The following is a 12091-nucleotide window of genomic DNA, read 5'->3' on the forward strand; positions in this document are numbered from 1 at the left end:
CATTGCGCATAGCCCTATTCTAGACAAAACCCTTAATAATGCTTATTGGCAACATCAAGGGTTAGAAAATCTATATGAACGATATACAAAACTGCGTCAGACTTAAACTGAACCGCCGTATACCGAATGGTACGTACGGTGGTGTGAGAGGTCGGAGGCTAGGCGCCTCCTCCTACTCGATTTATGGAACCAACGGGGCAGGTTAGTTGAACAACGAATATTAATAGAAATACAAGAGTACATGGTAAAATAGTGAAAAAAGGCTGTGTCATATATGAAAATTTCTTTAATTGTTGCGATGGACAAGAATAGAGTAATTGGCAAAGAGAATGATATTCCATGGAGAATTCCAAAGGATTGGGAGTATGTTAAAAATACTACAAAGGGACATTCACTTATATTAGGTAGAAAAAACCTTGAGTCAATCGGAAGGGCTTTACCTGGCAGAAGAAATATTATTTTGACGAGAGATAAGGATTTTAGCTTTGACGGTTGTGAAATTGTCCATTCAATCGAAAATGTATTTGAGTTGTGTAAAAATGAAGAAGAGATTTTTATTTTCGGGGGAGAACAGATTTATAATATGTTCTTGCCTTATGTTGAGAAGATGTATATTACAAAGATTCATCATGAATTTGAAGGAGATGTATTTTTCCCAGAAGTTAACTTCGATGAATGGAAAGAAGTATCTGTTGAAAAAGGGATAATGAATGAAAAAAACCCTTATAACTACTATTTTCATGTTTATGAAAGAAAACTTAATTAAGCTAACTAGGTCACTAGCTTAAGATCGGAGCTGTCTTTAAGGCGGCTTTTTCTTATTCAACTAAAGGGGCAGTTTAGTTGAATAAGATAAAAGGTTTTTAATGTTAATAATTGAAATCAATGTTAAATTAGGTGTGAAGAGTAATTTTAAAATAATAAATGAGGGTGTTTAATATGTTTAGGTTTAGTTTTTTGTTTCAGTTTGGTATAGCATCTATTTTACTTTTAATTTCTACTGTTTGTGCTTTATATGAAGGTAGTGCAATCGTAGATAATCATTGGGAATGGAAGTACTCAACACCATTTTCTCAATTTTTATAGGGGAGGTAAATAGTAATAGCTCTATATCACAACTTGACTACTTGGTATACGCAGTTAAATTTCAACCCACTTTTCCTGTCATTATGGTAATAAGCAGTTTATATATATTAATTCTTATGGGATACCATTTCTTAAAGCCACAACATAAACGTTTTGCTTATTATTTATCCTTTTTGGGTGGAGTATTATTCTTACTTAGTTATTTTATTTTTAATTCTCCCACATTTGGTGGTCAAATTTTTTTCTATATTTGGTTAGTGAGTGGTTTATTATGCATTGTAACTGCTGTAATAACTTATTTTCAGATTTTAAATCGTAACACGAACGAAAAAATTTAACCTTGTTGAACTAACGGGTGCTTTAGCTGAAGATCGGAGCTGTCTTTAAGGCAGCTTTTCTTTATGGAACTATCGGGGCAGGTTAGTTCAACAAGCTTTAATTGAGAAATATTCCCATTTCAAACTTATTTAGAGCAAGGTTATTTCTTGCTTTTTTCTTTGTGTTTTAAAGTTGCTTTTTATTCAAAAAGGGTATTTTTTATTGAAAAATAATACTATTAGTGTAAAATTACACTAAAAAGGAGTATTTAGTATATATGGAAAAAGAAGAATTCATCAATTTAATATCAGAAAAAATGAAACTTGTCCGAACAGAACAAAGTTTTTCTCAAGATAAGATGTCTGAAATTCTAGGGATTTCAAAAAAAAAACTAGTTCAAATTGAAAAAAGAAGAACAGAAGCCAATTGGACCACCGTTGTTGCATTTTGTGCTTTGTTTAATCATAGCCAATTGTTGATATCATCAATTGGTGACAATCCAGTTGATTTTGTTCAGTTAATTGCTAGCAAAAATGGTGGTACGCCTAAAGAAAAAACAATGGGTGGTAAGATATGGTGGAAAGAAATCGAGTATAGAGGGGATTTTCGTTTGCAACAAAATTTGATTAGTAACCATTACCGTATATTGGATCAATATGATTATCGTTGGCATAGTTCTTTTAATAAAGAAGAGAGTTTAAGTCGTTTAAATGAATTACAGGCGGTGGGGACTATCGAGATAGCCAAAGGTATAGGGATGGGGATATATGAAGAAAAAGATTTTAGTTACAGTATTGATAATCAGTATAGGGATTAATTTGTTTTTATTTGGAAGATGGTATTTTTTGGAACAAGCCTATGAACCGTCCGAAAGTGAACAGGCTATTTTAAGTGAAATGGTGCTGAAAACAGTTGAGAGTGAAGATTATAAAAAGATAGCAGAAAAAGAGAATATCATTGCTATTGATAGAAGTATGGATAAAAATAAAGGGGGAATGTTCCCCTACTATTTTGAGGTAAGTGTTCGTACTGATAAGCAGACCTACCTCTTTTTTTGCGATAATGACCAATGCTCTAATATGGAAAACGACGGAGCGACGACTTATTCTCGATATAAAGACGAAGAACCAAAAATTCCATTTAAAAAATAGAGAAAAGCCAAAAAATAACTGAAATAAAAGAAAGCCTACTTCCTTAAATAGCAAGGATCGTAGGCTTTCTTTATTCTTATAGGTGTTTAATTTACAATAAAGTCGTACCGATTTGAAAAAAGTTTAACCGTTATTCTTATGGAACTATAGGGGCAGGTTAGTTCAACAAAGACTGATATAATATGAAAAACATTAAAATATGAAAAGGGCGGACAATGAATGGATAATGATGTTGGACTTGATTTCTTTATTGGAAATACAATAAAAGAAACACAATACTTAGAAGAATCCGTTAAATTTAATGAAGAGTTGCAGGGTTATCTTCAGATTAAGGAAGAATACGGTAAAAGATATAGGGAAAAGGGACCTTTCGATTTGCTTATAGGGTTAGACCAATATGGTGATAAAATATTTTCAACGCAAGAAATAAATCAGTTAGTAAACATTTGCGAGGGTATAGTTATAAAATACAAAACAGATAATTTATACGGGCAAAAAATAAAACAATTTGCTGAAAAATTAATCGAACTTTGCAAAGAAGCATTACTGAAAAACAAGTTAATAGTAGCAATTGGCGATTAAAATACAGGTTAGCAAGATTGTGAAGGTTTGTACTTAAACTAACGGGTGCCAGTCTAACAAGCGAACAAAAAAGTCGATTCCTTATCAATACAGGAAATCGACTTTTTTAGGTTGAAATTTGCTTAGCATACAAAATTTTCGAAATGTTGGCGGTACCCCTAAAAGTAAGAATCTAAAAGTTATAAGTTCTGGAGACTTGAAAAAAACACCTCAAATTCCCCTCAAAATAACCCTTTTCAATGTACAGAAGTTAGTCTGGAATTAAATTACAGAAGTTAATTAGCTTTTAGACAAACGAAAAGAGGTTATACATAATGGTGTAAATTTTGGAGATATTTTGCGCGTGTTTTAAGTGATAATTTGCACATCCAACTTTTAACCCTAGCTACCTTCATATGAGAAGTTTAGCTGGGGTTCTTCATTAATTATGTCCAATCACTAAGCTATTTCGTGCAACCTATACTACTTCGGTGGTAATGGATGTAAGGTGATTGATTTCGAGGATACGTTCAATTTGAGTAAATAGACGGTAAAGTTACCGTTTATGACTTTCATGATGATTGTGAGCGCCTCGTAATCGGAAAAGTCCTCTCGTTTAATGGAGATACCTAATTCACCCCATTTATATTCTAAAATATGTTGCATCTCGTCTTTAATGAGTTTCTAAAATTCATGAGCAAAACCAATGCGGGAGTAAAGCTGGGGATATCGCTAACCTTTTTTCAATCCCTGGCATCCCGATGAATATCATGGCTAAGTCATGTTGATCATAGATGTCACGAAGTTGCTCTAAGTGTTGCAGTTTCAGTCGATCGATTTCATCCACTATAATTAAGTGAATCCCTTCAAAAGCAAAATGACCTATCGAAGGCTCATTTGGCAGGTCTTTCTTTAGTGGTATGAACGATTGTTTTGTAAAAATGGATCTACTTTAAGTACTCATTGGTGTTAGCTTGATGGGTATGTGTCTGTACCCCTATAAGAGATACATCTTTTTTTGATGGATATTTGATTTATAGTTTGATTATAAAGTGTTAACGCTTACATTTTTGCAAATTGAAGTTGCAATAAGATGTACTAAACTATTTGAATATTGCGACTTATAATAAAATTATGAAAGGAGTTACTATCATGAAAGAACGGACTCAACGAGTACTTACCAGATTTTTGACAGTAAATACCTTTTTGACTTGTGAGGATTTAAGTAAAGAGTTCAATATTAGTGAGCGTACTTTTCGAAACGAATTGGTCCTGATTAATAAATATCTGGCAGAAAATAATTATCCATCAATTACGACGACAAGAGGAAAGGGGTTGAAGTTAGACCTATCTGATGTGGATCGCGAAAAGCTCCTGTCCAAAATTGGTGATGACAGAGAAACAGATTATTATCGGCCCAATGAACGTTTTCTTGCCTTGCTTTTAGATATTGCCGATACCACAAGAACGACAATGCTCTTTGAAATGGAAGAAAAACTGCAGGTATCGAAAAGTACATTGGATGAGGATATGAGAAGACTTCGTCAGTTTTTAAAGGAATATGGTATTTCTGTAGTGAGTTTAACGAAGCAAGGTATTGTATTAAAAGGCGATGAACGATCAATACGCACTATGTTATACGATGTGATTAACAGTATGACAGATATCGCTAAACTAATGGAGTACCGAGATATAGATACAGTGAATACTTTTGCAGATCAATTTGTTCTTGATTATTTGGATACAAATGCATTGAGGGTCATTGGAGAACATTATGACGAAGTCTTTGAAAAGTCCAGAGTAGAGATTAATCATGTATACCGGAATCAAAGCATTCTTTTTTTAGGTATATGGGTAAGGCGGTTGCAAGAAGGAAATACCCTTAGGGAATTAGCCAAAGTTAGAGCCGAGATAAAAGAAGATCCTGTCAGAAATTTTGTCGATTCCATCTGTATGGAGTTTGGTTTATATCCATCATTAAATGAAATTAAATATACTACCTTTACAATCGAATCGTTTAATCCAAAAGATATGAATAATTCATTCGATTGGGTTACCGCACAATTATTAACTATTCAATTAATTGAGCATGTAGAAAAAGTAACCAGAATCCCCTTTTCTCAGAGAGAAGAAGATTTGTATGAAGGTTTGTATAGGCATATCACAGGGTTATTAAGCAGGGCGAAGAACGATTTACAGGTATTTAATCCGTTGAAAGACACTATTAAGGAGTCCTATGCCGAGATTTATCAGGCAGTCACTTGCTTTAGTAAGCAAATAGAGGACTACATCAAAAAAACATTATCAGAAGATGAGATCGGTTTTTTGACCGTTTATTTTTCAACGTCTGCCAGCCAGATAAAGCAGAAAGAACAATATGTTTATCAGGCGGTTGTGCTTTGTAATCATGGGATTTCAACTGGAAAGCTGTTGGCTGCGAATTTGAAAGAGCATTTCAATATCGAGATTGTTGCGATATTGAGTTCGTATGAATTAGCCTTTATTGACAAGCTGGATGTTGATTTAGTTTTTACGACCATTTCAATTGATTATCCAAGAAAACCTGTATTATTGCTTAATCCAATATTAAGAGAAAGTGACAAAAAGGAAATTAAAGATTTTTTACTCAAAAATAAGAATAAGAGAAGGATCGTTTCCAATAAGTTAGATGCCACACAGCTAATGCAGGATATTTTGATGTTATTTGTAGAAAGCGGCGGTAAGGTAACAAAGGAAAGCTATCACAAAGTAGAAGATACTTTTAAAGAACATCATTTAAAAATTAATACAAGGGAGATACAGCCGATGTTGCAGGATATTTTGAGGGATTCCAACATTCTACTAAAGCAAGAATGTAAAGACTGGAAAGAGGCGATTACGAAATCTGCCAAGGTATTGTTAACAGAAGAGGTCATTGAAGAGCGATATATAAACGCCATGATTAAATCTGTTGAAGAGTATGGGCCTTATATAGTAGTAGGGAAGCATTTAGCGTTAGCACACGCAAGGCCGGAAGATGGAGTAAACAAATTAGGCATTAGTGTCATGACGTTAAAGGAACCGATTAATTTCGGAAATCCGGATAATGATCCGGTAAAAATTGTTTTTTGCCTAGCCGCAGTGGATTCTTATTCGCATCTAAATGTGATGAAAAATCTGATTGAGTTAATTAATGATGAAGAGAAATTAGACCTGTTAATTACAGCACAAAATGTAAACATGTTTAATCAAGTTTTATATGGTAGTGAAGTGGTGGAGTGAGGAAGTAACAGTTTTAAAAGCAATTGATAAGTATATAACCCCAAAATTGAAAAATGAGGAGAGAGCGAAATGAAAAAAGTAAATATCTTATTTGTATGTGGAGCAGGTTTAGGAAGCAGTTTTGCTTGTCAAATGTCGGCAGAGGATGTATTAAGCAAGTTAGGTGTCAACGCCAAGCTAGATCATAGTGATATCTCGTCTGCTGTTTCAGTAAAACCCGATATTATTATTACGGCACAGAATTTCAAATCCCAATTCGAGAAATTTTCAGTTGATCCTAAACAAACGACAATTGTTTATTTGAGAAATATTGTATCTAAGACAGAGATTGAAGAAAAAATCACCCCGGTATTAAGGGAAAAAGGCGTTTTAGCTTAAAAATAAATAGAGATAGCTAGAGATGGGGGGGGGAAAAAATGAGTGTAGTTAACTTTATTATCGAGAATATTTTGACACAGGCATCTGTAACAATCGCGTTGATTGCTATGTTGGGGTTAATTTTGCAAAAGAAATCAACAGGGCAAGTTATTTCTGGTTCTTTAAAGACGATGTTAGGGTTTATGGTATTGTCAGCAGGTTCTAGCATTATTGTTGGTAGTTTAGTCTATTTCGGTCATATTTTTACAGAAGGTTTCCATATGCAAGGGATTATTCCTTCGATTGAAGCTATTAATGGCCAAGCAATGAATGAGTTAGGATTGGGTCGTGATATCGCACTAACTTTCTTAGCTATCTTTGTTTTTAATATTATCATTGCACGGTTCACTAAATGGAAATACATCTTTTTAACTGGTCAGGCAATTCTTTGGATGGCTACTATGACAACAGTATTTGGTTACTTTGCAGGTTTACGTGGTGTTGCATTGATTTTAGTAGGCGGTTTCATTGGGGGCGTATTTGCGGTAGCTATGCCCGCGATTGCACAACCATTTGTTCGTAAGATTACTGGTATGGATGATATTGCTTTAGGACACTTTTGTACGGTTGGGTATGTGTTTGAAGCAGGGGTAGCGAAACTAGTTGGGGGAAAAGGCGAAAAGAAAAAATCTGTTGAAGATTTGAAATTACCAGCTCAATTTGAATTCTTACAAGATACCTATCTATCTTTGATGGTGGTAATGACTCCTCTTTATATTATTACAGCAGCGTTTGCAGGTGAAAAGTTCGCTTCTACATTATCAGGAGATACCAATTATTTAATGTTTGCGTTCTTACAATCTATCCAATTCGTAGTTGGAGTGTATGTATTATTAGCAGGAGTTCGCTTATTACTAGGTGAAATTGTTCCGGCATTTAGAGGGATTGCCATGCGGTTGGTCCCAAATGCAATACCTGCATTAGATTGTCCAGTCCTATTTCCATTTAGCCCTAATGCAGTCATTGTAGGGTTTATCACAACTACTATAGGTTCAATTATTGCAATGTTTGTATTACCTGTCTTCGGGTTGGCGATGATCTTACCAGGTATGCTTACAGCTTTCTTCGCGGGGGGTACCGCCGGTATATTTGGTAACTTAACAGGTGGTATTCGTGGAGCAATTATTGGTGGTGTTGTACATGGTTTCTTCATTACATTATTACCAGCACTATTAGTAACGACATTCAATTCTATGGGATTTGTCAATGCAACAGCAACAGATGTTGATACAGTAACAGCTGCTTTACTATATGCATGGCTCATTGGTCCACTTTTAAAAGCTTTCTAGGATGTTGGTAGAGAAAAGGAGGTTCAAGTAATGTTTGGATTTGGAAAGAAAAAACCTAATGAACCGAAAAAAGAAACAACCGAAGAAGTATTGTTAACAGTTGAACGAAAAGAAGAGTTATTACGTACCATTTCCTTTAAAAAAGAAGAAGTAAATCAAGCAGCTGGAGAAAAACAAGCAAAAATTTATGAGGAGATTGGCTTAGCATTTAATGAACTTGGTGAAGAAGATCATGCTATTGATTCGTTAGAAAAAAGTATTCAGGCCAAAAAGTCATTAGGTAATGGTTACAAAACTTTATTAAAACTTTATAACAAGAAGCGTGCAGAAGCAGCAAAAGTGAATAATGAAGAATTATTACAGATATATCTAAAGAAAATGGATCAAATGATGCAAGTTTCTAAAGAGGTTACGCGTGGTGTTCGATAAGGAAGAAAATAAAAGATTAGTATAAAGGGAGAGTAATTGATCATGTATACAACATTAAAAGAAGTAACACTTAGGGCTGAAGAATTGAATTATACAGTTGGTTCATTTAATGCACATAATTTAGAGATGTTACCTGATATGATCCGTGCAGCAAAAGAGCAAGGAGCACCAATTATTATTCAAACAAGTATAGATACTGCGAAATACATTGGTCATGAAAATATTGTTGCTGTATGTAAAACGATGGCCACAAATGAAATGGTAGATGTGGTGTTGCATTTAGACCATGCAAGGGATTTTGATGATATTAAAGAGGCAATCCATAAAGGATATACATCAGTGATGTTTGATGGTTCTCATTTACCATTCAAAGAGAACATTATGAAAACAAGAGCAGTAGTAGAATATGCACACAAATATGGTGTTTCAGTAGAGGGCGAACTAGGGACTATTGGCGGTACTGAAGAAGGGATTCATGTAGATGAGAATGATAAGGTTTATACTGACCCAAAAGATGCAGAAGAGTTTGTTAAAGCAACAGGGGTAGATGCTTTGGCCATTGCCATTGGTACTAATCATGGTCAATATAAATCTAAAACAGAAGTAAATCTACCACTATTAAAAGAAATCAACGCTGTAGTAGATGTACCTTTAGTTATTCATGGGGGTACAGGTGTTAATGAAATGGATGTACATGAATTAATTAATAACGGGATTCGTAAATTTAATGTAGGTACTGAGTTGTTAGTAACATGGACGAAAACAGCGAAAGAAACATTCGGAGAAACAAAAGTAACGAAATCATTACGACATAATATTATTCCATGTAATCAGGCAGTAAAAGAAGTTGTCAAACATAAAATTGGAATCTTCATGAATAAAGAAGACCGTACCCTCCAAGTAAAATAATGACAAAAAAAGTTCATTAGTCTTTTTCATAAGGGTTGGAGAAAGGTGGCTAATAAAGAGAGTACTAGGAATTCCTTGTACTCTTTCTTTATTCGTTAGATGATGAGGTGGTAAGATGGATAAGGTCTTAATCTTATTAGCAGGTTTACCAGGAACAGGAAAAACTTACTTAAGTAATATCATCAATAGTAAATTAGGGTCATTTTATAATCTTTCTCAGGATGACTTGAAAGAATATTATTGTGATATGTATGGTTATCGTAATCTAGAAGAAAAGCAGAAGATAGAAAAGATAGCATGGGCGAAGTACTTTGAAATAATGGAACAGCAAATGCAAGTAGGTAGCAATATTATGTCTGATTATCCTTTTAGTCAAAAACAAAAGCCTCATATTCAGCAATTAGTAGAAAGATATAGTTATGAGGTTGTTACTATTCGGTTAATTGCAGATTTAGATGTATTGTTTGAACGACAAAAAAAGCGAGATTTGGATCCGACAAGGCATTTGAGTCATATCGTAACTTCCTACAAAAAAGGGGATCAGTTAGCTGATAGAAGTATTGCAGATAACTTATTGAACTATGAGGAATTTATAAAAAGATGTACAACGAGAGGATATGACACGTTTGAATTAGGAACTTTATATGAAGTGGATGTATCAGATTATACAAAAGTGAATTATTCTATGTTGTTGGAAGATATAAGACTGGGGTACATTAAAATGTACATTTCTGGAACTAGCAAAGAATTTTAAAATCCAAAACTTAGGGGCTTTTTATCTCATTAATAATATTCATCTCTTTGAGCATATAACCCTTGGTGCAGAATTTAAGGGCTTGAAGGATACGATTTTACTGTAGAGAATGTCCTGACAAAGTAAGAGAATTATCGAATTTCTTCACTTATAAAATAAAAGAGTTTTTTAAAGATGGAGGAATAAAAATGGTTGAAAAAATATATTCAATAATTAGCGATTCTGGAATTCATGCAAGACCTGCGACCTTATTAGTTAATATGGTTAAGCCATTTTCTTCAGATGTGATCCTTGAGTATAAAGGAAAACAGGTAGACTTAAAATCAATTTTGGGTGTAATGTCGCTAGGAATCCCGCAGGGAGAAACAATTAAAATAATTGCTCAAGGCGATGATGCAGAAGAAGCGCTATCTAATATTGATGAAATGATGAAAACAGAAGGCCTAGGTGTATAAAATCAGTTTCAAATTCGATAATCAAAATTCTCCCCTGAATGGAAAATGCGAATAATAAATTTAGCTAAATCAAAGGCATTCCTTTAATAAAAATATTTCTCTGGAGCAAATTGTTAATGGGTTTGCTCTTATTTAATTGAGCGATACAAAGTGGCACCCGAAATCCCAGTCGCCTCATATATTTCCTTCACTGTCATCCGCCTAGAATGAAATCTTCATTTAAAAATATTGCACAAATGCTGGAAAAACATACTGTAGATAACGCCCTGTTTGTTGAATAGCAAATAAGAACCTGATCTCTCCTTAAACTGGAAGCGGGGAAAATTGATTTTCTCGTGATCTCAACCATTAATTTCCATATAGCAATAGTATAAATTCTTGGTTGTTTTTGATAGTCATAAAGTTTATTGAGAAAATCGTCTAATTGGCGACTTACTTTAATAACTTCTGGGGAATTTAAGCCATATTGATTTCCAAGAAAAATCATTTCGTTTCTCTTTTGATTAATTTTAATACTCAACGGCATTAGCGAATTTTGAACCATCGTCGCATTACCTCAGATTCTGTTATTCTTTATTCTGTTTTACTTTAAGTAACTAGTTTGATAAACATATTACTTACTATGTATTAAAGCATGCAACTCGATAGAATATATTATATTCACAAAGAAATATTGGTTAGTAGGAAATGGCTCTTTAAGAAGATGTAGGCATTAGCAAAATGATGCTCACGTTCAAAAATCTCATAAAAAATGTTGAGTAGTGAAAAGCACCATGTCTGGGAGACACATTCTCCAGATCAACTCCAACTTTCTCCTGATAACCTTAAGGAAACTAGATTAGAATTTTGAGTAGAGAGCTATATTTTGTTGATTAATTCCCCAATAAGATACTGATTCCGACCTTTTTGGGGTGAGTATCATATCTATACTGAGAATTTAATGAGTATGAAAAGATTAATCTAGATTAATCTATAATACCTTTAAGAAGGTGCTCCTTGTAGATTGGGTCTAATAAAAGTTAACACTTCTAAATGAGGGGGAATTCACGTGAAAGTTGAAGAGCGAAGTATTGGAATATATTCCAGCAAATGAGCGACATGGAAAGGCGATACCATGGAGGTGAGGGAGAATAGTTATAGATAAACTTAGTTTTACAATTTAGCTAGTTTAGATAAGATTGATTAGAGGGAATCAAAAGCACATGAGTTTCATAGGTTTCGAGGTATTTTCCATGTAACTTGACCGTTGGGGACAAACTACAAAATAGTTAAAAGAGATTTTTACCAATTTAGCGCATAGAAATTATTTGTAAATACTTTTATGCTTCTGAGGTAATGAAAATAGGATAAAATTTCAATTATTATTAACTGAAAATTCTTAATTCATATAAAAAAAGTGTATAATATTATAAAACAGTTATCTAAGTTTGTGGGTTACTTTTTCTTAATAAGGAGGCGATA

Annotated in this window: 11 protein-coding genes and 3 pseudogenes; 12 read left to right on the forward strand and 2 right to left on the reverse strand. The window is 33.8% G+C overall.

From position 1 onward, the window contains the following. The first annotated feature begins 274 nt into the window (after positions 1–274). From dfr to LQ203_RS25535, 5 genes and pseudogenes are all read left to right on the forward strand, one after another. Complete coding sequence (gene dfr / locus LQ203_RS25515; RefSeq protein ID WP_230162520.1) at positions 275–766, forward strand: DfrD/DfrG/DfrK family trimethoprim-resistant dihydrofolate reductase; 492 nt, start codon at positions 275–277, stop codon at positions 764–766. 173 nt (positions 767–939) lie between these two features. Beyond that, positions 940–1424, forward strand: a pseudogene (locus LQ203_RS25520) (YjdJ family protein). Between the two features lie 257 nt (positions 1425–1681). Continuing rightward, positions 1682–2122 (forward strand): annotated as a pseudogene (locus LQ203_RS25525) (helix-turn-helix transcriptional regulator); the annotation flags it as partial. A 49-nt stretch (positions 2123–2171) separates the two neighbouring features. Continuing rightward, positions 2172–2555 (forward strand): hypothetical protein, encoded by a 384-nt coding sequence (locus tag LQ203_RS25530; protein WP_230162522.1) that lies wholly within the window; start codon positions 2172–2174, stop codon positions 2553–2555. A gap of 219 nt (positions 2556–2774) precedes the next feature. After that, positions 2775–3137, forward strand: coding sequence for a hypothetical protein (locus LQ203_RS25535; protein ID WP_230162524.1), 363 nt, complete (start codon positions 2775–2777; stop codon positions 3135–3137). A gap of 457 nt (positions 3138–3594) precedes the next feature. Here LQ203_RS25535 and LQ203_RS25540 read toward each other — a convergent pair. Further along, positions 3595–3987: pseudogene (locus LQ203_RS25540) on the reverse strand (AAA family ATPase); the annotation flags it as partial. A gap of 281 nt (positions 3988–4268) precedes the next feature. Here LQ203_RS25540 and LQ203_RS25545 point away from each other — a divergent pair. The 7 genes from LQ203_RS25545 to LQ203_RS25575 all read left to right on the forward strand — a co-directional run bounded on the left by LQ203_RS25545 (position 4269) and on the right by LQ203_RS25575 (position 10630). Next, positions 4269–6377 (forward strand): PTS sugar transporter subunit IIA, encoded by a 2109-nt coding sequence (locus tag LQ203_RS25545; protein ID WP_230162526.1) that lies wholly within the window; start codon positions 4269–4271, stop codon positions 6375–6377. A gap of 69 nt (positions 6378–6446) precedes the next feature. Beyond that, the gene (locus LQ203_RS25550) at positions 6447–6755 is read left to right on the forward strand and encodes a PTS sugar transporter subunit IIB (protein ID WP_230162528.1); all 309 of its coding nucleotides are present in this window, start codon (positions 6447–6449) and stop codon (positions 6753–6755) included. 38 nt (positions 6756–6793) lie between these two features. Next, on the forward strand, positions 6794–8083 hold the full coding sequence (locus tag LQ203_RS25555) for a PTS sugar transporter subunit IIC (protein WP_057915490.1): 1290 nt from the start codon (positions 6794–6796) through the stop codon (positions 8081–8083). A 30-nt stretch (positions 8084–8113) separates the two neighbouring features. After that, complete coding sequence (locus tag LQ203_RS25560) at positions 8114–8512, forward strand: tetratricopeptide repeat protein (protein WP_230162530.1); 399 nt, start codon at positions 8114–8116, stop codon at positions 8510–8512. A gap of 42 nt (positions 8513–8554) precedes the next feature. After that, positions 8555–9421, forward strand: a complete 867-nt coding sequence (locus LQ203_RS25565; RefSeq protein WP_230162532.1) for a class II fructose-bisphosphate aldolase — start codon at positions 8555–8557, stop codon at positions 9419–9421. 115 nt (positions 9422–9536) lie between these two features. After that, entirely contained in the window at positions 9537–10175 is a 639-nt protein-coding gene (locus LQ203_RS25570) for an AAA family ATPase (RefSeq protein ID WP_230162534.1), read from the forward strand. A gap of 188 nt (positions 10176–10363) precedes the next feature. Further along, entirely contained in the window at positions 10364–10630 is a 267-nt protein-coding gene (locus LQ203_RS25575; protein WP_214795613.1) for a phosphocarrier protein HPr, read from the forward strand. Between the two features lie 193 nt (positions 10631–10823). Here the strand turns inward: LQ203_RS25575 and LQ203_RS25580 are convergent, their stop codons facing one another. Further along, positions 10824–11174 carry an aspartyl-phosphate phosphatase Spo0E family protein gene (locus LQ203_RS25580; protein WP_230162536.1) on the reverse strand — a complete coding sequence of 117 codons (351 nt, stop codon included), beginning with the start codon at positions 11172–11174 and terminating at the stop codon, positions 10824–10826. Positions 11175–12091 lie beyond the last annotated feature (917 nt).

Source organism: Peribacillus sp. Bi96 (assembly GCF_918698115.1).
GTDB lineage: Bacteria > Bacillota > Bacilli > Bacillales > DSM-1321 > Peribacillus.

Bases quoted from the DNA above. Each gene is read 5' to 3' on its own strand.
- LQ203_RS25545 (WP_230162526.1), top strand. From the start codon at position 4,269: ATGAAAGAACGGACTCAACGAGTACTTACCAGATTTTTGACAGTAAAT.
- LQ203_RS25535 (WP_230162524.1), top strand. From the start codon at position 2,775: ATGGATAATGATGTTGGACTTGATTTCTTTATTGGAAATACAATAAAA.
- LQ203_RS25570 (WP_230162534.1), top strand. From the start codon at position 9,537: ATGGATAAGGTCTTAATCTTATTAGCAGGTTTACCAGGAACAGGAAAA.
- LQ203_RS25560 (WP_230162530.1), top strand. From the start codon at position 8,114: ATGTTTGGATTTGGAAAGAAAAAACCTAATGAACCGAAAAAAGAAACA.
- LQ203_RS25550 (WP_230162528.1), top strand. From the start codon at position 6,447: ATGAAAAAAGTAAATATCTTATTTGTATGTGGAGCAGGTTTAGGAAGC.
- LQ203_RS25530 (WP_230162522.1), top strand. From the start codon at position 2,172: ATGAAGAAAAAGATTTTAGTTACAGTATTGATAATCAGTATAGGGATT.
- LQ203_RS25565 (WP_230162532.1), top strand. From the start codon at position 8,555: ATGTATACAACATTAAAAGAAGTAACACTTAGGGCTGAAGAATTGAAT.
- LQ203_RS25555 (WP_057915490.1), top strand. From the start codon at position 6,794: ATGAGTGTAGTTAACTTTATTATCGAGAATATTTTGACACAGGCATCT.
- LQ203_RS25575 (WP_214795613.1), top strand. From the start codon at position 10,364: ATGGTTGAAAAAATATATTCAATAATTAGCGATTCTGGAATTCATGCA.
- LQ203_RS25580 (WP_230162536.1), bottom strand. From the start codon at position 11,174: ATGGTTCAAAATTCGCTAATGCCGTTGAGTATTAAAATTAATCAAAAG.
- dfr (WP_230162520.1), top strand. From the start codon at position 275: ATGAAAATTTCTTTAATTGTTGCGATGGACAAGAATAGAGTAATTGGC.